The following is a 20,958-nucleotide window of genomic DNA, read 5'->3' as shown; positions in this document are numbered from 1 at the left end:
CTCAATCGAGCTTGAGCACCTTGGCCAGGACGATCTTCGGCCCTTTCATCTTCTTGATGATGATGCGCAGGCCTTCGACCTCCAGCACTTCTTCCTCTTCCGGGACCCGCTTGAGGGTCTCGTAGACCAGGCCAGCGAGGGTTTCTGCCTCGATGTGGTCGAGGTCCACGCCCAGCAGGCGCTCGACCTTGAACAGCGGCGTGTCGCCACGAACCAGCAGCTTGCCCGGCTGGTAGGCAAGGATGCCGCGCTCGGCCTTGCGGTGTTCGTCCTGGATATCACCAACCAGCACTTCCAGCACATCTTCCATGGTCAGGTAGCCGATGACTTTGCCGTCGGCCTCCTCGACCAGCGCGAAGTGCGCACCGCCTTTGCGGAACTGCTCCAGCAACTGCGACAGCGGCATGTGCCGGGAGACGCGCTCCAGCGGGCGGGTCAGTTCGGCCAGGTCGAAGGACTCGGGAACGTGGTCCAGAGCCGCCAGTTCCAGCAGCAGGTCCTTGATGTGCAGCAGGCCGACGAACTCGCCGCGCTCGGCGTCGTACACCGGGTAGCGGCTGAACTTGTGCCGGCGGAACATCGCCAGGATTTCTTTCAGTGGCGCATTGACGTCGAGGCTGATCATGTCTTCCCGGGAGTTGGCCCAGTCGACCACTTCCAGTTCGCCCATTTCCACTGCCGAGGCCAGCACGCGCATGCCTTGGTCGCTGGGGTCCTGGCCGCGGCTCGAGTGCAGGATCAGTTTCAGTTCGTCACGGCTGTAGTGATGCTCGTGGTGCGGGCCGGGCTCGCCCTGACCGGCGATACGCAGGATGGCGTTGGCGCTGGCGTTGAGCAGGTAGATGGCCGGGTACATGGCCCAGTAGAACAGGTACAGCGGCACGGCGGTCCACAGCGACAGCAGTTCTGGCTTGCGGATCGCCCAGGATTTGGGCGCCAGCTCACCGACCACGATGTGCAGGTAGGAAATCACGAAGAAGGCGCTGAAGAACGAGACGCCCTTGATGATCTCCGGCGATTGCACGCCGATGGCGGCCAACAGCGGTTCGAGCAGGTGGGCGAACGCCGGTTCGCCGACCCAGCCAAGGCCCAGCGATGCCAGGGTGATACCCAATTGGCAGGCGGACAGGTAGGCGTCCAGTTGGCTATGTACGGTGCGCAGGATGTGTCCGCGCCAGCCATTCTGTTCGGCGATTGCCTCGACCCGGGTCGAGCGCAGTTTGACCATGGCGAACTCGGCGGCTACGAAAAAGCCGTTGAGCAGAACCAGCAAGAGAGCGAAAAGAATCATGCCGAAATCGGCGAAGAGTGAGGCGAGGCTGATACTAGGGGAAGGGTCCATGATGGAGTTTTACGGGGTCCGTCTTCTTGAAATAGGAGGAAAAAAGATGCCAGCTCATGCTGGCACCCGTCCGCCAATGTAGCGGCTGAAAACCCAAATGCAAAGTGCGCTGGATCACTGAACCTTGCGGGCGGCGATCTGAACGGCGGCGAAGTGGCAGGTAAAGGTGCTGCCATGGCCGGGAACGCTGCTTATTTCCAGGCGCCCGCGATGGCGCAGCAGCACGTGCTTGACGATCGCCAGGCCCAGACCGGTGCCGCCGGTGTTGGAGGCGCGGCTGGAGTCGACCCGGTAGAAACGTTCGGTGAGGCGCGGCAGGTGCTTGGCGTCGATGCCGATGCCCGAGTCCTGCACGCTCAGGTGCGCGCCGTGTTCGTCGCCCCACCAGCGGATGCGGATATTGCCCTCGTCCGGGGTGTACTTCACAGCGTTGAACACCAGGTTGGAGAAGGCGCTGCGCAGCTCCGCCTCGCTGCCTTTCAGGCGCAGGCCGGGCTCGGCTTCCAGGGTGATGCGCTGGTTGCGCTGGCCAGACAGCGCCTGGGCGTCGCCTTTGATGGAGTGCAGCAGGGTGTCGACGGCGACCGGAAGGTTGTCCGACGGGTAATCGGTGGCTTCCAGTTTGGCCAGCAACAGCAGGTCGTTGAGCAGCGTCTGCATGCGCCCACCCTGTTGCTGCATCTGCTGCAGCGCCCGCGTCCAGCGTGGATTCACGTCTTCCACGTTGTCCAGCAGGGTTTCCAGGTAGCCGGCAATCACGGTCAGCGGTGTGCGCAATTCGTGGGAGACGTTGGCGACGAAATCCTTGCGCATCTGTTCGAGCTGGTGGATACGGGTGACATCGCGCACCAGCATCAGGTGCTCGTTGTTGCCGTAACGGGTGATGTGCAACTGAATGCGCAGGCGGTCGCTGATCGGCGACGGGATTTCCAGCGGCTCCAGGTAGTTTTCCTGTTCGAAATACTCCTTGAAGCGTGGATGGCGGACCAGGTTGGTCACCGGCTGGCCGCTGTCTTGCGGGGTCTTGAGACCCAGCAGGGTTTCGGCTGCGCGGTTCCACCACTCCAGATTGCCTTCGCTGTCGAGCATGATCACCGCATCGCGCAGCGCGGCGGTGGACTCCTGGACGCGGTCGATCACCGCTTGCAGGCGCCCGCGGACGCGTTGGTCGCGGCGCTGCAGGTGATAGATGCTGTCGAAGATCTCGCCCCACAGGCCGTAGCCGTCCGGTGGTGCCTCATCGGATTTGTGCTCTTGCAGCCACTGGTGCAGCCGCAGCATCTGTTTCAGGGTCCAGCCCAGGTAGACAGCCAGGCCGAGCGCGAGGCTCCAGCCATAGTGGCCGCTGATCAGCCCGACAAGCAGGCAGACGGTAATCAGCAGCAGCATGTGGCGAATGAGGGTGCCGTGCCAGTTCTGGTTCACTTGGGATCCTTGCGGATCAGCCTCAAGTTGCAAGCTGTTAGCTGCAAGATTGAAGCGGATCGTCTAATGCTTTCGCTCTTCGTGAGGCTGGTGACTGCAACCGTCAAGTAGAAGCAGATCGGCTCTTGCTTCTACTTGAGGCTTGCAGCTTCAAACTTGAAACTGCCTTCAACCCTTGGTTGAAAACCTGTAACCCGTGCCGCGAACGGTTTGTACCAGATTTTCGTAGGCTTCACCCAGTGCCTTGCGCAGGCGCCGGATATGCACGTCGACGGTGCGTTCCTCGACGTAGACGTTGCCGCCCCAAACCTGGTCGAGGAGTTGCCCGCGAGTGTAGGCACGTTCCTGGTGGGTCATGAAGAACTGCAAGAGACGGTATTCGGTCGGACCCATCTCGGCAGGTTTGCCGTCGATGGTCACGCGGTGGCTGATGGGGTCGAGCAGCAGGCCGCCGACTTCGATCGGCGCTTCGCCATCGCTCGGGCCGGCACGGCGCAGGACGGCCTTGAGGCGGGCGACCAGCTCGCGCGGCGAGAACGGCTTGGTGATGTAGTCGTCGGCGCCGACTTCCAGGCCCTGGATCTTGTTGTCTTCCTCACCCTTGGCGGTGAGCATGATGATCGGCACATCGCTGGTCAGCTCGTCGCGCTTGAGGCGGCGGGCCAGTTCGATGCCCGAGGTGCCCGGGAGCATCCAGTCGAGCAGGATCAGGTCCGGCTTGCGGTCCACGATGATGGCGTGGGCCTGTTGCGAGTTTTCGGCCTCGAGGCAGTCATAGCCAGCCATTTCCAATGCAACGGCGATCATTTCGCGAATTGGCGCTTCGTCGTCAACGATCAGAATGTTCCTGCCAACCATGCTCAAACCTCTCCCAGCTTCTGGTGTCTTGGCCCGCATTAGATAACGGAATTATTGCAGTCGTGTGACAGGTCGGGGGCCGTTGCAGCAACATTCTGTTACTGGGCTAGGCTTTAAATCCCACTCCCGAGATTTAACGGTGAATCCAATGACACGACATACGCTGAACTGGATGACGCTCTGCGCAGCTCTCGCCCTACCGGGGGTGGCCCTGGCCGACCATGCCATGGAGAAGGACGGCATGCTGGTGGATCACAACGGCATGACGCTCTACACCTTCGACAAGGACGCTGGCGGCAAGTCCATGTGCAACGACGACTGCGCGAAGAACTGGCCACCCCTGGCGGCCAAGGCCGGTGAGAAGGCCGAAGGCAAATGGACGCAGATCAAGCGTGCCGACGGCAGCATGCAGTGGGCCTACGACGGCAAACCACTGTACACCTTCGTCAAGGACAAGAAGGGCGGAGACATGACCGGTGATGGCATGAAGGACGTCTGGCACGTCGCCAAGCCCTGAACCGTAGCTCCCACAGAGGCTTGAATCAGCCACTGTGGGAGCCGGCTTGCCGGCGAGTGCAACCGATCAGATAACACCGCTTTCGCTGGTAAGCCAGCGCCCACAGCATCGATCAGCGGGTCGCGTAGTCGATCACGATGCTGATGAAGATGATCAAACCCGCCCAGTGGTTGTGCAGGAACGCCTTGAAGCAGGCTTCCCGCGCCAGGCTGCGGGTGGACCAGAACTCCCAGGCGAAGCACACCGCCGCGCCCAGCAAGCCGAGATGGAACCAGCCGCCCAGGTCGAACTGGTTGCCGGCCAGCAGCAGGCACAGCAGCGACGCGATCTGCAGCGACAGAATGATGATGCGGTCGGCTTCGCCGAACAGGATCGCGGTGGATTTCACGCCGATCCTCAGATCGTCGTCGCGATCGACCATCGCGTAGTAGGTGTCATAACCCACCGTCCACAGCAGGTTGGCGATGTACAACAGCCAGGCGATCGCCGGCAGTTCGCCGTTCGCCGCAGTGAAGGCCATCGGAATACCCCACGAATACGCCGCTCCCAAGACTACCTGCGGATAGTAGGTGTAGCGCTTCATGAACGGGTAGCAGGCCGCCAGCGCTACCGCGCCGAACGACAGGTACACGGTGGTGGCATTGGTGCACAGCACCAGCAGGAAGCTCAGCCCTACGAGCAGTCCGAACAGGGCCAGGGCTTCCCGACCGCTGATCTTGCCACTGGCCAGTGGTCGCTCGGCGGTGCGTTTGACGTGTCCGTCCACCTTGCGGTCGGCGAAGTCGTTGATGGCGCAGCCCGCCGCGCGCATCAGCACCACGCCGAACAAGAAAATCAGCACATTGGCCAGGGTTGGCGAGCCTTTGCCGGCGATCCAGACCGCCGACAAGGTCGGCCAGAGCAGCAGGTAGATGCCGATCGGCTTGTCCATGCGGCTCAACTGAATGAAGTCCCACGCACGGGGATGCAGGCGATTGAGCGACTTGAGCAGGTTCAGGTACATCAGCGGACCTCCTGGAAAGCTTCGGTGGCATGCCACAACGCGGGAAGAAACACCTCCGCCACCAGCAGGCCTAGCGCGCCACGGTCGAAACGCGAACGGCGGCCCCACAGACCTTCGCTGTTCTGCTCGGGCGGCAGCCAATCCGTCGGGTAGTGGCAGACTTCGATCGCCTGACGGGCGAAGCCGCGATCACAGAACAGCAACTCGCCCAGTGACCGGCTGCCCAGCGCTTCCAGATCCAGACCATCGTTGAGCAAGGCCTCGCGGCCGGCAACGCTGCGGGCGAACACCCAGGGTTCGCCATGGCCGCGCAGGTAAACCTCGCGCACCCAGCCTTCGCTGTCCGGCGCCAGGCCAAGGGCCTGGCATTCGTCAGGGCGCAAGGTCTGCCAGCCTTCATAAAGGGGCGTCACGGAGAAATGGTCAGCAGAGAGGCGGGTCAAACGGCGGGTCAGGGAGCCCTGGTCGAACAGCCAGTCCAGGAGCAGCGCAGGCGTTTTAGCGACGAGCTGCGGTGTGTGCTGCGTCCATTGCGCAGCCGGAAATTGCGAGGATTCGTATGGCACGGTAGATCAGCGGTTACAGGCCAGAGAGGCGGCGAGCTTAGCATGTTTGCCCTGGGCAACTTGCATCGCCTGGCCAGCCTCAGTACAAAGCCCTGCTGACGATCGACGCATAACGATCGCGCCTGGCCTGAATGTAAGGAGATCAAAGATGAAGAAGTGGCAATGTGTGGTGTGCGGCCTGATTTACGACGAGGCCGAGGGCTGGCCGGATGACGGCATCGCGCCCGGCACCCGTTGGGAAGACGTTCCGGCAGACTGGCTGTGCCCGGACTGCGGCGTCGGCAAGATGGATTTCGAGATGATCGCCATCGGCTGATCTTTTTTCACCCTGTTGAAGGATACGCAAGGCATGACCGATCCCGTCGTGATAATCGGCACCGGACTGGCGGGTTACAACCTCGCCCGCGAATTTCGCAAGCTCGACGGCGAGACGCCGTTATTGCTGATTACCGCGGACGATGGCCGCTCCTATTCGAAGCCGATGCTCTCGACCGGTTTTGCCAAGAACAAGGATGCCGACGGCCTTTGCATGGCCGAGCCGGGTGCCATGGCTGAGCAGTTGAAGGCCGAGATCCGCACCCACACCCGCATCAGCGGCATCGATCCCGGCCACAAGCGCCTGTGGATCGGCGAAGAGCAGGTGCGCTACCGCGACCTGGTCCTGGCCTGGGGCGCAGAAACCGTACGCGTGCCGCTTGAGGGCGACGCCGCCGATCTGGTGTTCCCGATCAATGACCTTGAGGACTACGCGCGCTTTCGCGCGGCGGCGGCGGGCAAGCGTCGGGTGTTGATCCTAGGGGCTGGCCTGATCGGCTGTGAGTTCGCCAATGACATGAGCCTGGGCGGCTTCGAGGTTGAACTGGTGGCGCCGTGCGAGCAGGTCATGCCGACCCTGCTGCATCCGGCTGCTGCGGCAGCGGTCCAGGCCGGGCTTGAAGGGCTGGGCGTGCGCTTCCACCTGGGGCCGGTGCTGAACCGCTTGCAGCGGGTGACGGACGGGCTTGAGGCGCATCTGTCGGACGGTTCAGTGCTCGCCTGTGATCTGGTGGTTTCTGCGGTTGGCTTGAAACCCCGCACTGACCTGGCTTCTGCAGCCGGTTTGAGGACCAATCGCGGGGTGGTCGTTGACCGCCACCTGCGCACGTCCCACGCCAATATCTATGCCTTGGGCGATTGCGCCGAAGTGGACGGGATCAACCTGCTCTACGTGATGCCGCTGATGGGCGGGGCCCGGGCGTTGTCGCAAACGCTGGCCGGCAACCCGACTGCGGTCAGCTATGGGCCGATGCCGATCACCGTGAAAACCCCGGCCTGCCCGTTGGTGGTGTCGCCGCCACCGCATGGTCAGGAGGGGCAGTGGACAGTCGAAGGGCAGGGCGGCGATCTGAAAGCGCTCTGCCACGATGCTGCGGGCCAACTGCTCGGCTATGCCCTTACCGGTACTGCGGTGATGGAGAAGCTGGCACTGAATCGCCAGCTTCCGCCCCTGATGGCGTAAATAACAGACGTTCTGTCGGATTTACCCCTCCATTGCCACCACAATGGCCGCGCAGAGACTGGCGCGGCCCTTGGTGGCGTGCCATCCTCACTCCCGTCTGCCGCAGTTTAGAGCCTGCGGTGCCTTAGGCGCTGCCTGTTGAGGCGGCACGGCATAACAACAAAAAATTCCGTCAAAGGGGCTTCACCATGCGTAAACCCGAACTCGCCGCAGCCATTGCTGAAAAGGCCGATCTCACCAAAGAGCAGGCCAACCGTGTCCTGAATGCCGTGCTCGAACAAATCACGGTTGCCCTGCACAAAGGGGACGGAGTGACCCTGGTAGGTTTTGGTACGTTCGAGAAGCGTCACCGCGGTGCTCGCACCGGCAAAAACCCGCAAACCGGCGAGCCTGTAAAGATCAAGGCCAGCAATACCGTGGCGTTCAAGCCAGGCAAATTCCTCAAGGACAGCGTCAATCCTTGAGCGCGTGATTCATCGAATGCAGTGAGAACGGGCATCCCAAAGGGATGCCCGTTTTGCTTGGGGGGATCGCTGCAGCAAAAGCAGGTCGACCAGTAGCAATCGTTCATTAAAAGGATAAACTGCGCGCGCCAGTCACTTTTTCGCCGAGGCGCATTCATGAAGTTCCGCTTTCTCCTTTGGGCCATGGGGCTGCTGATGTCCCGGGCCAGCCGCAAGAATCCGGCTTTCCAGCAGCAGTTGCAGGGCAAGGATCTGGTGTTCCAGCTACAGACGCTGGACGGCAAGGTCGCCCGCCACTTCGTCGTCAAAGACAACCGCATCAGCAGCAGCGGTGGCACCCATCCGACCCCGGCCTTCGCCATCGCCTTCAAGGACGCCGTGTTCGGCTTCGAGACCCTTCAGGCGAAGAACAAACAGCTGGCGTTCATGCAGGGAATCCAGGACAAGACCATTCAGATCAAGGGCAACCCGGCCCTGGTGATGTGGTTCCAGGGCCTGATGAAGTACCTGAAGCCCAAAAAGAAAGCCTGACCCCAAGGGGCCAGGCTTTTTTCGCGACAGCCGCTACAGCCGGACTCAGTGCTGGCTGAACTGCGAAGCCAGTTCGCGCAGCATGGTTTCCGCCTCCAGCACCTTGTGAACCACGTCTTCGGCCTTCTCGCGAGTGATGCTCAGGCGTTCCAGCAGCTCGTCCGGAATACGCTCGTCCGGCCCGGAGCCGATACCGCGAGCGCGCAGCAGGCGCACCGACAGGCACACCAGGTTGGGGAAGGCCGAGTAGTCGCCGGCGTAATGCGGGTCGTGCTGGAAGCGCAGAGCGGTGGCCAGTTCTTCCGGCATGTCCCAGAAACGCATCAGCCAGGCGCCGATCTGCTCGCGGCTGATGCCCAGCAGATGTTGCTCGACATAGCTGTGGCACAGGTGCGGGTTGACCTCCAGGTGTCGGCAGATCAACGAGAAATGCGGCGGGAACACATGGGCCAGCAGCAGGTAGCCGAAGTTGTGCAGCAGTCCCGCCAGATAGGTCAGGCCCGCTTCCGGGCGTTCAGCCCGCGGCATTGCGCGTGTCAGACCCTCGATCACCGCAGCGGTGTAGATCGATTGCTGCCAGTACGGCGTGGTCTGTTGCGGATGATCCTTCGGCAGGCTGAGGGTCTTGCCCAGTGCCAGGCCCAGCGCCAGGTTGATCACCAGATCGAAACCGAGCACGCGGACGATGGCGTCTTCCACCGAGCGGATCTTGCCGGGTGAGGCGTAGTAGGGCGAAGCCGCCCAACTGACCACCTGGGCTGCCAGCGCGGGGTCGGTTTCGACCACGCCGGTGATGTCATCGATGGTGGCGTTAGGGTCTACCCGCAGCTTGATGATTTTCTGCGCGGTTTCGGCCAGCGGCGGGATTTCGATGGTCGCTTCCAGGCGCTGCTGGATTCGACGCGCGGTGAAAACCTGAACGGCCTGGGTGATTTCCTCGCTGTCGTCAGCGGGCCGGTCGAGGTTTGGCCGGATCTGGCTCAGCAGCTCGCCAAACTTGCCGGCGCTGGCCTTGCTGAGCATTTTCTTGAAGTCATCACGCTCGATTTCCAGCAGCAGGCCTGATTCACCCGACTGCACCAACAGACGCTCCGGCTGCAGCACGCTTTCTTCGTACAGGCACGGCGAACTGGTCAGCGCCGGAATGGCCGGCAGGATCTTCAGCCCGTGCTTGTCGAGCATCTGTTGCAGACGCTCCAGCGGTACCGCGGCCAGCTTGCGCCCGGTCAGTTCGGTGAGACGGCTGAGGTCGAGCAACTGGCTCTGTGGGAACAGCACCATCAGCGCCCCGACCGAGTCGTCCAGCAGGACCGCCATAATACGGGCTTCGGGCGGCAACTGCGGGTGTTCGGGCACTTCGCGATAGGCGACGCCGAGCTTGTCGAGCAGCAGCCGGATAACAGACGGAACCTGTGGGGTTGCTGTATCGAGGGCAACTTCAATCATGGTCTGTATCCAAATTTTTTACAGAGGCAGAGTATACCCAGCTTGACCGGGTGGCTGGATCCAATTGCGTGGATCACGTCACACCTGGCCATATTGTTGGCCGTGACGCAGCCAGCGTTCGAGCAGCGGGCTGACGTGATCGGGCCAGCGCGCCAACAGCGCCTGGGCGGCGTCGCGAACGGCGGGCAGCAGGTCGGCATCGCGCATCAGGTCGGCGACCTTGAACTGCAGCAGGCCGGTCTGGCGAGTGCCGAGCATTTCACCCGGGCCGCGCAGTTCCAGGTCCTTTTCGGCGATGACGAAGCCGTCGTTGGTTTCGCGCATGATCCCCAGGCGTTCGCGGCCGATCTGCGACAGTGGCGGATGATAGAGCAGCACGCAATGACTCACGGCGCTGCCACGGCCGACCCGGCCACGCAACTGGTGCAACTGGGCCAGGCCCAGGCGCTCGGGGTTTTCGATGATCATCAGGCTGGCGTTCGGTACATCCACGCCGACCTCGATCACGGTGGTGGCCACCAGCAGTTGCAGGCGGCCTTCCTTGAACTCGGCCATGATCGCGGCCTTTTCCGCGGGCTTCATGCGCCCGTGAATCAGCCCCACGTGCAGTTCGCCCAAGGCGCTGGAAAGCTCCTCGAAGGTGGTTTCGGCGGCCTGGCAGGTCAGCTCTTCGGATTCTTCGATCAGGGTGCACACCCAGTACGCCTGGCGCCCTTCGGCGCAGGCCGCACGCACCCGTTCGACCACTTCGAAGCGCCGGCTGTCGGTGACCAGCACGGTGTTGACCGGGGTGCGCCCGGGCGGCAGTTCGTCGAGGATCGAGGTGTCGAGGTCGGCGTAGGCGCTCATGGCCAGGGTCCGCGGGATCGGGGTCGCGGTCATGATCAACTGGTGCGGGCAGAACCGGCCGCCCACGCCTTTCTGGCGCAGGGCCAGGCGCTGCTGGACGCCGAAGCGGTGCTGTTCGTCGATGATCGCAAGGGCGAGGTTGTGGAACTTCACCTCCTCCTGGAACAGCGCGTGGGTGCCGACCACCATTGGCGTGCCACTGGCGATCTGCTCCAGCGACGCGGTGCGGGCCTTGCCCTTGAGCTTGCCGGCCAGCCACGCGACTTCGATGCCAAGTGGTTCGAGCCAGCGTTTGAAGGTGATGTAGTGCTGCTCGGCAAGAATCTCGGTAGGCGCCATCAGCGCCACCTGGTAGCCCGCTTCCAGCGCCTGTAGCGCGGCGAGCGCGGCCACCACGGTCTTACCCGCGCCGACATCGCCCTGGACCAGACGCAACATGGGCTCGGGCTGGCTCAGGTCGTAAGCGATTTCGTTGCCGACCCGCTGCTGCGCGCCGGTCGGCGGGAAGCCCAGGTTGGCGAGGAACTGCGCCGGCAGTCGCTTGGCCTTGGGCAGCACCGGCGCGCGCAGGGCCCGCAGGCTTTCCCGCAGGCGTTGCTGTGAAAGCTGATGGGTGAGCAGTTCTTCGAAAGCCAGGCGATGCTGGGCCCAGTGCTGGCCTTCGGCGAGCTCATCGACATCGGCATCAGCGGGCGGCTGGTGCAGGTAGCGAATGGCCTGGTCCAGCGGGCCGAGCTGGTAGTCGCGGGCCAGTTCCTCGGGCAGCCAGTCCGGCAGGCTGCGTGGGCCGAGCATGGCCAGGCTCTGCTGGCTCAACTGGCGCAGGCGCTGTTGAGTGAGGCCTTCGGTGGTCGGGTAGATCGGGGTCAGGGTCTGGTCTACCGGCGCCGGCTCGTCGCCGGTAAGGGCGCGGTATTCGGGGTGGTAGATTTCCAGCCCCGAGGCGCCGGGCCGGGCCTCGCCGTAGCAGCGCAGGTGGGTGCCGCGCTTGAGGCCGTCTTTCTGGGCGTTGCTGAAGTGATAGAAGCGCAGGCTCAGCACGCCGCTGCCATCGCCGAGGCGCACGACCAGGCTGCGGCGTTTGCCCATCACCACGTCGGCGCCGCTGACCACGCCTTCGATGACCGCATCCTGGCCAGGACGCAGGGCACCGATGGGCACCACGCGGGTACGGTCCTGATAGCGCAGGGGCAGATGGAACAGCACGTCCTGGAGGTTTTCCAGGCCGACCTTGGCGAGCTTCTCGGCCATGGCTTCGCCGACGCCTTTCAATGCGGTGACCGACACCTGGGACAACTCGGTCATGGCGAAAACCTATTGGTCCGCGGGTGGCTTGGCCACCGAGCACAGACGGATCGAATCAGCGAGGATCTCAATGGCCTTCGGTCGCGGGAAACTGGCCCGCCAGGCGATGGCCACGGTGCGGAACGGTACGGGCGGGCTCAACGGACGGACTTCGATCACGCCAGGAGCGTAGTGATGGCTGTGCACCGCCGACAACGGCAGGATCGAGATGCCGAGGCCTGAGGCGACCATGTGGCGGATGGTTTCCAGCGAACTGGATTCCACCGTGGTGTGCTTGGCGCCGTCGCTGCCCTTGGTCAGGGTCGGGCAGGCCTCGAGTACCTGGTCGCGGAAGCAGTGACCTTCGCCCAGCAGCAGCAGGCTCTTGTCGTTGAGCAGGCCGGCGTCGATGGTCTCTTGCTGGGTCCAGGGGTGGCCGCTGGGCATCAGCACATAGAACGGCTCGTCATAGAGCGGCAGCGTCAGCACGTCGGCTTCATTGAACGGCAGGGCGATGATCACTGCGTCCAGTTCGCCGTTGCGCAGTTTGTCGCGCAGCACGTGGGTGAAGTTTTCTTCGATGTACAACGGCATCTGCGGGGCGACCCGGTGCAGTTGTGGAATCAGGTGGGGGAACAGGTACGGGCCGACGGTGTAGATCGCTCCGACCTTGAGCGGCGCGGTCAGCTGGTTCTTGCCAGCCTGGGCCAGTTCGCGGATGCCCTGGGCCTGTTCAAGGACTTTCTGCGCCTGGGCGACGATGCTTTCGCCGACCGGGGTCAGGCGCACCGCGCTTTTGCTGCGCTCGAAAATCAGTACGCCCAACTCGTCCTCAAGCTTTTTCACGCCCACCGACAAGGTCGGCTGGCTGACGTGGCAGCGTTCGGCGGCATGGCCGAAATGCTGTTCCTGAGCAAGAGTGACGATGTAGCGTAATTCTGTGAGGGTCATAACATGCGTCCATGAAGTAGCGGCCCCAGCATAGCGGCTGCAATCGATAGAAGCACGTTATCAGACTTGCATAGGGGCGACAGAAACAATGATCCAGGCTTCATGAAGGAAGACGGCGACCCGAGGGTCGCCGTCTTTTTTCCAGCTTTAGCGCTTGTCCAGCGAGTAGACGAACGGTGCAACCACTTCGATGCTGCCGTTGTTGAGCAGCTCCTTGGGTGGCGCCGGCACTGGTTGTGCCTTGCGGATCATCTCCAGGGTCGCACGGTCCAGCGCGGCACTACCCGATCCTCCGGCCAGCGAGTAGGACAGGATTCGACCTTCGCTGTCGACCACGAAGCGCAACCGGTTGATGCCCTGCAGGCCACGACGGCGCGCGTCTTCCGGGTAGCGTTTGAACTTGCCCAGGTGACGCAGCAGGTCGCTTTGCCAGGTTGGCAATGCATTGCTGTTGCTGGCGATGCTCGGTGCCGGTGCCGCCGATTTTTGCGCCGGAGCGTTGCTCGGCGGGGTATCGACGACGTCCTGCTCGACCGGTTTCTCCTGCGGATCAGGCTTTTGCTCCGGCTTTGGCGGCTGGGGCTTGGCCTTGGGTTTGGCAGGTTTCGGAATAGCGATTTTCGGCTTCGGTGCTTCAACCAGCTTCGGCAATGGCGGTTCTTCTACCGGTGCGGGCGGCTGCGGCGGCGTCACTACCTTGGGCGGTGGTGGCGGCGCCGGCTCAGGCATCGGAGCCATTTCGATCATCATTGCTGCGGGTGGCAGTTCGATGGCCTGGGGTGCCGACCAGTTCAGCGCCAACACGATTGCAATGGCATGCACTGCCAGTACGAGTAACAGGCTACCGCCGTAACGCCCCAGCTTGTACCGGGTCTCGATCATTTCTTGGCTGCCGTCTCAAGCCCGACCAGACCGACCTTGAGGTAGCCGGCGGCGCGCAATGTGTTCATGACTTCCATCAGATCGCCGTAGTCCACGCCTTTGTCGGCCTGGAAGAAGATCGTGGTTTCCTTGTCACCCTTGGTCTTGGCATCCAGCATCGGCCCGAGTTGATCGGGCTGCTGGACCAGGTCTTCACCGATGTAAAGTTTCTGGTCAGCCTTGACGCTCAGGAACACAGGCTTTTCAGGCCTCGGCGCGGGCTTCGCGGTCGAGGCCGGGAGGTCGACCTTGATGTCGACCGTCGCCAGCGGCGCTGCCACCATGAAGATGATCAGCAGAACCAGCATTACGTCGATGAACGGCGTAACGTTGATTTCGTGGTTTTCGGCGAGATCGTCGCCGCCCTCGTTAAGATGCAGGCCCATGGCTTACCCCACTTTCACCATGTGCGGCTGCGCGGAACGCTCGCCTGGCTGGTGGTCCAGGTCACGGCTGACCAGCAGCAGTACCTGTGCGGAGGCGTCGGACACCTGAGCCTTGTAGCCGGCGATGGAGCGGGCGAAGACGTTGTAGATGACAACCGCCGGGATCGCGGCAACCAGACCCAGCGCGGTGGCCAGCAGTGCTTCGGCGATGCCCGGGGCAACGACGGCGAGGTTGGTGGTCTGGGTTTTGGCGATGCCGATGAAGCTGTTCATGATGCCCCAGACGGTACCGAACAGACCGACGAACGGTGCGGTGGAACCGATGGTAGCCAGCACGCCGGTGCCGCTGCTCATGTTGCGGCCGCTGGCGGCAACCAGGCGTTCGAGGCGGAAGCTGACGCGTTCCTTGATGCCTTCTTTCTCGCGGGCGTTGGCCGACAGGTGCATTTCTTCCAGCGCGTCATGGACGAGCGTATGCGACAGGGTGCCGGGGACGTTGGTATTGTCGCTGGCGTCCTTGAGGCTGACCGACTTCTTCAGCAGGGCGATTTCGCGACGCAGGCGGCGCTTGGCACCCAGCAGCTCGAAGCCTTTGGCGATCCAGATGGTCCAGGTGATGATCGAGGCGATGGCCAGGCCGATCATGACGGTTTTGACCACCACGTCAGCGTTCTGGTACATGCCCCATGGCGACAGGTCGTGGCCCAGGCCCAGGGTCGGGTCGTCGGCGAGCGGTTCGCCGTCGGCATTCAGGGGACCTTCCACCGACGCTTCGACTGGCGCGGCGGCCGGGTCGACCGGAGCGGCGGCTGCGTGCTCTGCACCGTGTGCGGCGGCAGCGCCTTCAGCGGCTGGCGTCGCAGGTGCGACCGCTGCTGCTGGAGTGGCGGTGGCTGCGGCGGGTTCTTCTGCCATCGCGGCAGGTGCCAGCGTCAGGCTGAGCATCAGCGCTGCGATGGCGCGCAAGGCGCGCGACGTGGTTGGCGAAGCGGAAGGTTGGATGCGTGTCATGCTGGCCGGACCTGATGAAGAGTATGCGTGAATGGTCTTCAAGGCCTCGAAACAGGCCGAGAACAGAAAAAAGGGGCGGCCATTATTGCAAGTAATTCTTGTTAGCAGAAGTAATAAAGTAGCTTTTTTTACAGCGATGGCTAGCCGCCTATCGATTTTGGCGAAATAGTCCGGTCTTTGGTTATGGGAGTTTTGGCATGTCTTTACCTTCAGTTCTGATCGTCGGCTGTGGCGATGTGGGTGGTCGTCTGGCCAGGCAATTGCTGGCTTCTGGCTGGGCGGTCAGTGGCTTGCGCAGGAATACTAGCGCTTTGCCGGAGGGGGTCACGGGTATCAAAGCCGATCTCGAACAGGGCCAATGCCCGGTCGATTGGCCGGTGGTGGCGCCTGATTATCTGGTCTACAGCGTGGCCGCTAGCCAGCATGACGAGCCGGGCTATCGTTCGGCGTATGTCGAAGGGCTGCGCAACGTGTTGGGCTGGCTGGCCGAGCGAGGGCAGAAGCCGCGTCGGCTGCTGTTCGTTTCCAGCAGCAGTGTTTTCGCCCAGCAGGACGGCGAGTGGATTGATGAAACCGCCGAAACCACGCCGCGCGAGTATTCCGGGCGGGTGATGCTGGAAGCGGAGCGCCTTGCCTTGGAGAGCGGCGTGCCAGCCAGCGTGGTGCGCCTTACCGGGATCTACGGGCCGGGCCGCGAATGGCTGCTCAGCCAGGTGCGCCAAGGGTATCGGGTCACCGAGGAGCCGCCGCTGTATGGCAACCGCATCCATGCCGAGGATGCCGCCGGCCTGCTGGCGTTCCTGCTTCAAGCCGATCGGGACGGGCGGACGCTGGAAGACTGCTACATCGGCGTGGACGACGCACCCGCGCCGCTGGCCGAGGTGGTGGCCTGGCTGCGCGAGTACATGGGGGTTACCGAGTGGTCCGAGGAGCAGCGTGTACGCCGTACCGGCAGCAAGCGCTGCAGCAACGCCCGGGCTCGGGCCCTGGGCTGGACGCCCACATTTGCGAGTTATCGCGAAGGCTATGCAGCGATTCTTGAAGGGCGCGGCTGACGCGCCCGTCCGTTATTTCTGTTCCAGCAGCCAGCGGCGAGCGCCGGGGCGCAGCGATGGCATTTCGTCGGGCTGGGAGTCGTTGATGGACTGGAAGATCTCCATCTGCTTGCCGTCGCGCTTGAAGATCCACGGGTTGCCCTGCTGGTTGCGCTCAAGCCACAGGCTGTCGAACTTGCCGGTCATGCTGGCGCAATCGCCCGCCAGGCAAAGGGCGTAACGGTCCAGATTGGGCAGGCCGTCGAGGGCGCCGTTGTCGCGAAAGCGCACGGTGCCGCCCTGGCCAGGGCCTTCGAGGATTTTCCAGTTGCCTTTCAGGTAGGCGCCATACAGGGCCTGCTCAAAGGCGGCGCCTGGGGGAATATCGGGGTTGATGGTGTTGCTGCTGCGCTGGAAACGCTGTTCCGGGGCCCAGTCGCTGGTGGCCTGCACCAGTTCCTTGCCATCCAGTTCGAGGTTTTCCACCTGATCGCCGTCGAGTTCTACTTGCCAGTGGTCTTCATCGATGGCCTTCAGGCGGCCTTCCACCAGCTCGAAGCCGTTGCTGTAGCTGGCTTGTCCGGCGGCAACGTTGACCTTCCATTCGAAGTTCGGCCCGTGTCGCTCGAGGGCGTAGCGCAGGCCAGTGCCTTTGGACGCAGCATCGATGGCCGTCTGGTTGATCCAGACGCCGTTGTAGTCTTCGGGTTTGTGGCTCGCGCAGCCGCCGAGCAGTACGGCAAGCAGCGAAAGGGCAAGCGCGTTGCGCATTACGGGGTCCTTCAGGGGAGGAAAAGCGGCGAACCCTCGGGTTCGCCGCAGGGTATTACTCGAGAACCAGGATCGCGTCCATCTCGACCTGCGAGCCGCGTGGCAGGGCGGCGACGCCGATGGCGGCGCGCGCCGGGTACGGCTGCTCGAAGTAGCGGCCCATGACTTCGTTGACCTTGGCGAAGTGGCTCAGGTCGGTCAGGAAGATGTTCAGCTTGACGATGTCCTTGAAGGAACCGCCAGCAGCCTCGGCCACGGCCTTGAGGTTTTCGAACACCTGGACGGTCTGGGCTTCGAAGCCTTCAACCAGTTCCATGGTTTTCGGATCGAGCGGGATCTGGCCAGACATGTAGACGGTATTGCCGGCCTTGATCGCCTGGGAGTAGGTACCGATGGCGGCAGGTGCCTTGTCGCTGGTGATGACGGTCTTGCTCATGGTGACTCCTTGCAAGGGAAGGGCTACGCGCGCATGCGGGTGATACGGATGACCCCCGTCAGCGCGCGCAGTTTCTTGATCACGCGGGCCAGGTGTACGCGGTCGTGCACGCTGACCACAAGCTGGACGACGCTGATGCGGCCATCACGCTCGTCCATGCTGATTTTCTCGATGTTGCCGTCGGCGGCGTTGACGCTGCTGGCGAGCAGCGCGATCAGGCCGCGCTGGTGTTCCAGTTCGACGCGCAGCTCGACGTTGAACTCGCCGGTGACGTCCTTGGCCCAGGAAAGCTGGATGCATTTTTCCGGGTTATGGCGGATTTCACTGATATTGCGGCAGCCTTCGAGGTGCACCACCATGCCTTTTCCGGCCGAGAGGTGGCCGACGATGGGGTCGCCCGGGATCGGCGTGCAGCATTTGGCGTAGCTCAGGACCAAGCCTTCGGTGCCACGAATGGCCAGCGGGCTTTCCGGGCTTGGCAACTGCTCGCCTTCGCTGGAGAGCAGGCGGCGGGCCACGACGTAGGCCATGCGGTTACCCAGGCCGATGTCTTCGAGCAGGTCTTCGATCAGCTCCAGGCGGTACTCGGCGAGCATGGCCTGGACGCGTTCTGGCGGAATCTTGTCCAGGGCGCTGTCGAAGCCGTTGAGCACCTTGTTCAACAGGCGTTCGCCCAGGTTGATGGACTCGGAACGGCGCTGCAGCTTGAGGGCGTGGCGGATGTGCGTGCGGGCCTTGCCGGTGACCACGAAGTTCAGCCACGCCGGATTCGGTCGGGCGCCCGGGGCGCTGACGATTTCGACGGTCGAACCACTTTGCAGCGGTTCCGACAGCGGCGCGAGGCGGCGATTGATCCGGCAGGCGATGCAACTGTTGCCGACGTCGGTGTGTACCGCGTAGGCGAAGTCGACCGCGGTGGAGCCTTTCGGCAACTCCATGATGCGGCCCTTGGGCGTGAAGACGTAGACCTCGTCCGGGAACAGGTCGATCTTCACACTCTCGATGAATTCGAGGGAGTTGCCGGCGCGTTGCTGCATTTCCAGCACGCCCTTGACCCACTGCCGTGCGCGGGCGTGGGTGCCCTTGGGCTGCTCGTCGTCGCTGGACTTGTACAGCCAGTGGGCGGCGATGCCGTTGTTGGCCATCTCTTCCATCTCGCGGGTGCGGATCTGGATTTCGATGGGTACCCCGTGCATGCCGAACAGCGTGGTATGCAGCGACTGGTAGCCGTTGGCCTTGGGAATCGCGATGTAATCCTTGAAGCGGCCGGGCAGCGGCTTGTACAGATTGTGCACAGCGCCGAGCACGCGGTAGCAGGTGTCGACCTTGTCGACGATGATGCGGAACGCGTAGACATCCATGATCTCGTTGAAGGCGCGGCGCTTGCCGCGCATCTTCTTGTAGATGCCATAGATGTGTTTCTGCCGACCGCTGACTTCGCCTTCCATGCCATCCACCGCCAGGGCGTGGCTGAGCGACTCTTCGATCTTGTTGACGATTTCCTTGCGGTTGCCGCGGGCGCGTTTGACGGCCTGATAGATGCGCGCCGAGCGCATCGGGTACATCGCCTTGAAACCCAGGTCCTCGAACTCGATGCGCACGCTGTGCATGCCGAGGCGGTTGGCGATGGGGGCGTAGATTTCCAGGGTTTCCTTGGCGATGCGTCGGCGTTTCTCGCCGGACAGCACTTCAAGGGTGCGCATGTTGTGCAGGCGGTCGGCCAGCTTGACCAGAATCACCCGGATATCCCGGGCCATGGCCATGGCCATCTTCTGGAAGTTTTCCGCCTGGGCCTCGGCCTTGGTCTCGAAGTTCATCTGGGTCAGCTTGCTGACGCCATCGACCAGTTCAGCGACGGTTTCACCGAACTGTGAACTGAGGGCTTCCTTGGCGATGCCGGTGTCTTCGATCACATCGTGCAGCATGGCCGCCATCAGGCTCTGATGGTCCATGTGCATGTCGGCGAGGATGCTGGCGACGGCCAGCGGATGCGTGACGTACGCCTCACCACTGCGGCGGCGTTGACCGTCGTGGGCTTGTTCGGCGTAGAAATAGGCCCGGCGGACCAGGTTGACCTGGTCGGGCCCGAGGTAGGTCGACAGACGATCGGCGAGGGCATCTATGCTCGGCAAAATACGACCTCCTGCCGAGGAAAAGGGACCCGCGCCGCACAACGTCGACCAGGCATGGACTTAGACGGCCTCGTTGGCCTCTTCGTCGAACGCAGTGAAGACCGGGTCTTCAGTGACGATCGATTCTGCGGCGAGGAACTCTTCAGTGATGTAGCCTTCGGCGATTTCGCGCAGGGCAACGACGGTAGGCTTGTCGTTTTCCCAAGCCACTTTCGGCTCTTTGCCGCCGGTAGCCAGTTGGCGGGCACGCTTGGTGGACAGCATGACCAGCTCAAAGCGGTTATCCACGTGGTCTAGACAATCTTCAACGGTTACGCGGGCCATGGTGTTCCTCAAATAGCGAATGCGGTGTTCTGCCCAAATGGGCGAGCGGACTCGATAGTTTAAAAAATCACCAGCCGTTAGGGAAGCGCTGATTTCGGTTCGAGCCCCGGATATGCCGACGATACCTACTTGTAAGCGTCTATTACAACTGTCTTGCGCGACCTGTCAGATCAATGCATTGCGCAAACGCGGGGTCAGTTCGTCGAACAGTGCCTGGACCGAGCGCAATGCCCGGCAATCCGGGCGGGTTAGCAGCCACAACTGGGTATCGCAACCGGGTAACGCTTCGCTCAGTTGCTCGACCCCCGGCAGGGTGTGCGCCATATAGTCCGGCAGCGCGGCCACACCGAGGCCGGCGCTGACCAGCTGGGCGATGGACGAAATGCCGCTGCAGCGGTAGCGCGGCATCACGCCGGGCAGTTTTTCGCTGCGCCAGACCACCGTGGGGTGATCCTGCATGGAATCGTCCGGCGAGATCCATGGCACGCTGGCGGGCGCTTCGGTCAAGCGACTGCGAAATTCCTCGCGGCCACACACGACATAAGAAGCCGAACCCAGGCAGCGTCCTACAAGGTGCTCGGGCGGCGAGTTGGTCAGGCGCAACGCCAGGTCGGCATCGCGGCGGCTGAGGTTGGCGAAGGTGTTGGACGTCGCCAGTTCAAGTGACAGCGCCGGGTACGCCGGCATGAACTCGGCCAGCGCCGGCAGCAGCAGGCTGTGCAATACCGCGTCGGTGCAGGTCAGGCGCACAGTGCCGCTGACCACCTGTTCGCCATGGGCCAGCGCCACGCGCGCGGCGTCCAGCGCCTGTTCGGCGCGCTCGGCCTGTTCGGCCAGGGCCTGGGCGGTGCCGGTAGGAATGTAGCCCTTGCGGCTTTTAACGAACAACGCGGTGCCGAGCGCGGCCTCCATCCGCCGGATCGAGCGGAACACCGTGGAAACGTCGACCTTGAGCAGTTCCGCCGCCTTGGCCAGGGAGCGTCCGCGGACCAGGGCGAGAACCAGGGAGAGGTCGGCATGGCTGATCTGATATTGCATCGATGCACTCTTTGCTTGCCAAAATGCCAATGTCTGTTGCGTGGGGGCCATTCTATAGTGCGACGGTGGCCGTCTAGCAAGGCGTGATGCCGCAGAACCTGGAACGCTCGTCCGATAGATGACGCGCCAGCCGTTCCCCACGATGGAAATCCCGAGAATAAAAGCCAGCCA

Annotated in this window: 22 protein-coding genes; 6 read left to right on the top strand and 16 right to left on the bottom strand. The window is 62.9% G+C overall.

Annotated features, from left to right (window positions below; translation table 11 throughout):
• Position 1: 1 nt before the first annotated feature.
• The 3 genes from DM374_RS10680 to phoB form a co-directional block, all read right to left on the bottom strand.
• A complete protein-coding gene (locus DM374_RS10680; protein WP_110969797.1) occupies positions 2 to 1,342 on the bottom strand; it encodes a hemolysin family protein in 1,341 nt (446 codons plus the stop codon).
• Between the two features lie 114 nt (positions 1,343 to 1,456).
• On the bottom strand, positions 1,457 to 2,731 hold the full coding sequence (phoR, locus tag DM374_RS10675; protein ID WP_256680195.1) for a phosphate regulon sensor histidine kinase PhoR: 1,275 nt from the start codon (positions 2,729 to 2,731) through the stop codon (positions 1,457 to 1,459).
• 204 nt (positions 2,732 to 2,935) lie between these two features.
• Positions 2,936 to 3,625 (bottom strand): phosphate regulon transcriptional regulator PhoB, encoded by a 690-nt coding sequence (gene phoB / locus DM374_RS10670; RefSeq protein WP_095158932.1) that lies wholly within the window; start codon positions 3,623 to 3,625, stop codon positions 2,936 to 2,938.
• Between the two features lie 148 nt (positions 3,626 to 3,773).
• Here phoB and DM374_RS10665 point away from each other — a divergent pair, with 148 nt between their 5' ends.
• The gene (locus DM374_RS10665; RefSeq protein ID WP_110969795.1) at positions 3,774 to 4,142 is read left to right on the top strand and encodes a COG4315 family predicted lipoprotein; all 369 of its coding nucleotides are present in this window, start codon (positions 3,774 to 3,776) and stop codon (positions 4,140 to 4,142) included.
• A 112-nt stretch (positions 4,143 to 4,254) separates the two neighbouring features.
• On the opposite strand, the gene ubiA is transcribed toward DM374_RS10665, so the two are convergent.
• Both ubiA and DM374_RS10655 read right to left on the bottom strand, forming a co-directional pair.
• Positions 4,255 to 5,145 carry a 4-hydroxybenzoate octaprenyltransferase gene (ubiA, locus tag DM374_RS10660; protein WP_110969794.1) on the bottom strand — a complete coding sequence of 297 codons (891 nt, stop codon included), beginning with the start codon at positions 5,143 to 5,145 and terminating at the stop codon, positions 4,255 to 4,257.
• Positions 5,145 to 5,711, bottom strand: a complete 567-nt coding sequence (locus tag DM374_RS10655; protein WP_110969793.1) for a chorismate--pyruvate lyase family protein — start codon at positions 5,709 to 5,711, stop codon at positions 5,145 to 5,147. The genes ubiA and DM374_RS10655 overlap by 1 nt, the downstream gene beginning before the upstream one ends.
• A 148-nt stretch (positions 5,712 to 5,859) precedes the next feature.
• On the opposite strand from DM374_RS10655, the gene DM374_RS10650 reads away from it, so the two are divergent.
• From DM374_RS10650 to DM374_RS10635, 4 genes are all read left to right on the top strand, one after another.
• Entirely contained in the window at positions 5,860 to 6,027 is a 168-nt protein-coding gene (locus DM374_RS10650; protein ID WP_095158936.1) for a rubredoxin, read from the top strand.
• 33 nt (positions 6,028 to 6,060) lie between these two features.
• Positions 6,061 to 7,209 carry an NAD(P)/FAD-dependent oxidoreductase gene (locus DM374_RS10645; RefSeq protein WP_110969792.1) on the top strand — a complete coding sequence of 383 codons (1,149 nt, stop codon included), beginning with the start codon at positions 6,061 to 6,063 and terminating at the stop codon, positions 7,207 to 7,209.
• Between the two features lie 188 nt (positions 7,210 to 7,397).
• Positions 7,398 to 7,673 (top strand): HU family DNA-binding protein, encoded by a 276-nt coding sequence (locus DM374_RS10640; protein WP_110969791.1) that lies wholly within the window; start codon positions 7,398 to 7,400, stop codon positions 7,671 to 7,673.
• A 156-nt stretch (positions 7,674 to 7,829) separates the two neighbouring features.
• The gene (locus DM374_RS10635) at positions 7,830 to 8,204 is read left to right on the top strand and encodes an SCP2 sterol-binding domain-containing protein (RefSeq protein ID WP_095158939.1); all 375 of its coding nucleotides are present in this window, start codon (positions 7,830 to 7,832) and stop codon (positions 8,202 to 8,204) included.
• 45 nt (positions 8,205 to 8,249) lie between these two features.
• Here DM374_RS10635 and DM374_RS10630 read toward each other — a convergent pair whose 3' ends face one another.
• The 6 genes from DM374_RS10630 to exbB form a co-directional block, all read right to left on the bottom strand.
• The gene (locus DM374_RS10630) at positions 8,250 to 9,650 is read right to left on the bottom strand and encodes an aminoacyl-tRNA deacylase and HDOD domain-containing protein (protein WP_110969790.1); all 1,401 of its coding nucleotides are present in this window, start codon (positions 9,648 to 9,650) and stop codon (positions 8,250 to 8,252) included.
• Positions 9,651 to 9,728: 78 nt separating this feature from the next.
• Positions 9,729 to 11,804: an ATP-dependent DNA helicase RecG gene (recG, locus tag DM374_RS10625; protein ID WP_095158941.1), complete on the bottom strand. Its 2,076-nt coding sequence runs from the start codon at positions 11,802 to 11,804 to the stop codon at positions 9,729 to 9,731.
• 9 nt (positions 11,805 to 11,813) lie between these two features.
• Positions 11,814 to 12,734, bottom strand: coding sequence for a hydrogen peroxide-inducible genes activator (locus DM374_RS10620; protein WP_110969789.1), 921 nt, complete (start codon positions 12,732 to 12,734; stop codon positions 11,814 to 11,816).
• Between the two features lie 147 nt (positions 12,735 to 12,881).
• Positions 12,882 to 13,616, bottom strand: a complete 735-nt coding sequence (locus tag DM374_RS10615; protein ID WP_110969788.1) for an energy transducer TonB — start codon at positions 13,614 to 13,616, stop codon at positions 12,882 to 12,884.
• Positions 13,613 to 14,041, bottom strand: a complete 429-nt coding sequence (gene exbD / locus DM374_RS10610) for a TonB system transport protein ExbD (RefSeq protein WP_110969787.1) — start codon at positions 14,039 to 14,041, stop codon at positions 13,613 to 13,615. Before exbD ends, DM374_RS10615 begins: the two co-directional genes overlap by 4 nt.
• A 3-nt stretch (positions 14,042 to 14,044) precedes the next feature.
• Positions 14,045 to 15,052 (bottom strand): tonB-system energizer ExbB, encoded by a 1,008-nt coding sequence (gene exbB, locus DM374_RS10605; RefSeq protein ID WP_110969786.1) that lies wholly within the window; start codon positions 15,050 to 15,052, stop codon positions 14,045 to 14,047.
• A gap of 197 nt (positions 15,053 to 15,249) precedes the next feature.
• On the opposite strand from exbB, the gene DM374_RS10600 reads away from it, so the two are divergent.
• Entirely contained in the window at positions 15,250 to 16,107 is an 858-nt protein-coding gene (locus DM374_RS10600) for an SDR family oxidoreductase (RefSeq protein ID WP_110969785.1), read from the top strand.
• Between the two features lie 12 nt (positions 16,108 to 16,119).
• Here DM374_RS10600 and DM374_RS10595 read toward each other — a convergent pair whose 3' ends face one another.
• From DM374_RS10595 to DM374_RS10575, 5 genes are all read right to left on the bottom strand, one after another.
• Positions 16,120 to 16,857 (bottom strand): hypothetical protein, encoded by a 738-nt coding sequence (locus DM374_RS10595; protein ID WP_110969784.1) that lies wholly within the window; start codon positions 16,855 to 16,857, stop codon positions 16,120 to 16,122.
• Positions 16,858 to 16,912: 55 nt separating this feature from the next.
• Positions 16,913 to 17,293 (bottom strand): RidA family protein, encoded by a 381-nt coding sequence (locus DM374_RS10590; protein ID WP_095158948.1) that lies wholly within the window; start codon positions 17,291 to 17,293, stop codon positions 16,913 to 16,915.
• Positions 17,294 to 17,316: 23 nt separating this feature from the next.
• The gene (gene spoT, locus DM374_RS10585) at positions 17,317 to 19,425 is read right to left on the bottom strand and encodes a bifunctional GTP diphosphokinase/guanosine-3',5'-bis pyrophosphate 3'-pyrophosphohydrolase (RefSeq protein WP_110969783.1); all 2,109 of its coding nucleotides are present in this window, start codon (positions 19,423 to 19,425) and stop codon (positions 17,317 to 17,319) included.
• Between the two features lie 60 nt (positions 19,426 to 19,485).
• On the bottom strand, positions 19,486 to 19,749 hold the full coding sequence (rpoZ, locus tag DM374_RS10580) for a DNA-directed RNA polymerase subunit omega (RefSeq protein WP_110969782.1): 264 nt from the start codon (positions 19,747 to 19,749) through the stop codon (positions 19,486 to 19,488).
• Positions 19,750 to 19,914: 165 nt separating this feature from the next.
• Entirely contained in the window at positions 19,915 to 20,787 is an 873-nt protein-coding gene (locus DM374_RS10575) for a LysR family transcriptional regulator (protein WP_095158951.1), read from the bottom strand.
• Between the last annotated feature and the right edge of the window lie 171 nt (positions 20,788 to 20,958).

Origin of the sequence: Pseudomonas huaxiensis (assembly GCF_003231275.1) — a bacterium.
Lineage (GTDB): Bacteria > Pseudomonadota > Gammaproteobacteria > Pseudomonadales > Pseudomonadaceae > Aquipseudomonas > Aquipseudomonas huaxiensis.
The sequence above is the reverse complement of the archived record's forward strand: the minus strand, read 5'-3'. Positions and strand labels throughout refer to the sequence as shown.

What these genes read in the sequence shown, in the direction of transcription:
- DM374_RS10680 (WP_110969797.1), bottom strand. Translation starts at nt 1,342, where the DNA reads ATGGACCCTTCCCCTAGTATCAGCCTCGCCTCACTCTTCGCCGATTTC.
- phoR (WP_256680195.1), bottom strand. Translation starts at nt 2,731, where the DNA reads ATGCTGCTGCTGATTACCGTCTGCCTGCTTGTCGGGCTGATCAGCGGC.
- phoB (WP_095158932.1), bottom strand. Translation starts at nt 3,625, where the DNA reads ATGGTTGGCAGGAACATTCTGATCGTTGACGACGAAGCGCCAATTCGC.
- DM374_RS10665 (WP_110969795.1), top strand. Translation starts at nt 3,774, where the DNA reads ATGACACGACATACGCTGAACTGGATGACGCTCTGCGCAGCTCTCGCC.
- ubiA (WP_110969794.1), bottom strand. Translation starts at nt 5,145, where the DNA reads ATGTACCTGAACCTGCTCAAGTCGCTCAATCGCCTGCATCCCCGTGCG.
- DM374_RS10650 (WP_095158936.1), top strand. Translation starts at nt 5,860, where the DNA reads ATGAAGAAGTGGCAATGTGTGGTGTGCGGCCTGATTTACGACGAGGCC.
- DM374_RS10645 (WP_110969792.1), top strand. Translation starts at nt 6,061, where the DNA reads ATGACCGATCCCGTCGTGATAATCGGCACCGGACTGGCGGGTTACAAC.
- DM374_RS10640 (WP_110969791.1), top strand. Translation starts at nt 7,398, where the DNA reads ATGCGTAAACCCGAACTCGCCGCAGCCATTGCTGAAAAGGCCGATCTC.
- DM374_RS10635 (WP_095158939.1), top strand. Translation starts at nt 7,830, where the DNA reads ATGAAGTTCCGCTTTCTCCTTTGGGCCATGGGGCTGCTGATGTCCCGG.
- DM374_RS10630 (WP_110969790.1), bottom strand. Translation starts at nt 9,650, where the DNA reads ATGATTGAAGTTGCCCTCGATACAGCAACCCCACAGGTTCCGTCTGTT.
- recG (WP_095158941.1), bottom strand. Translation starts at nt 11,804, where the DNA reads ATGACCGAGTTGTCCCAGGTGTCGGTCACCGCATTGAAAGGCGTCGGC.
- DM374_RS10620 (WP_110969789.1), bottom strand. Translation starts at nt 12,734, where the DNA reads ATGACCCTCACAGAATTACGCTACATCGTCACTCTTGCTCAGGAACAG.
- DM374_RS10615 (WP_110969788.1), bottom strand. Translation starts at nt 13,616, where the DNA reads ATGATCGAGACCCGGTACAAGCTGGGGCGTTACGGCGGTAGCCTGTTA.
- exbD (WP_110969787.1), bottom strand. Translation starts at nt 14,041, where the DNA reads ATGGGCCTGCATCTTAACGAGGGCGGCGACGATCTCGCCGAAAACCAC.
- exbB (WP_110969786.1), bottom strand. Translation starts at nt 15,052, where the DNA reads ATGACACGCATCCAACCTTCCGCTTCGCCAACCACGTCGCGCGCCTTG.
- DM374_RS10600 (WP_110969785.1), top strand. Translation starts at nt 15,250, where the DNA reads ATGTCTTTACCTTCAGTTCTGATCGTCGGCTGTGGCGATGTGGGTGGT.
- DM374_RS10595 (WP_110969784.1), bottom strand. Translation starts at nt 16,857, where the DNA reads ATGCGCAACGCGCTTGCCCTTTCGCTGCTTGCCGTACTGCTCGGCGGC.
- DM374_RS10590 (WP_095158948.1), bottom strand. Translation starts at nt 17,293, where the DNA reads ATGAGCAAGACCGTCATCACCAGCGACAAGGCACCTGCCGCCATCGGT.
- rpoZ (WP_110969782.1), bottom strand. Translation starts at nt 19,749, where the DNA reads ATGGCCCGCGTAACCGTTGAAGATTGTCTAGACCACGTGGATAACCGC.
- DM374_RS10575 (WP_095158951.1), bottom strand. Translation starts at nt 20,787, where the DNA reads ATGCAATATCAGATCAGCCATGCCGACCTCTCCCTGGTTCTCGCCCTG.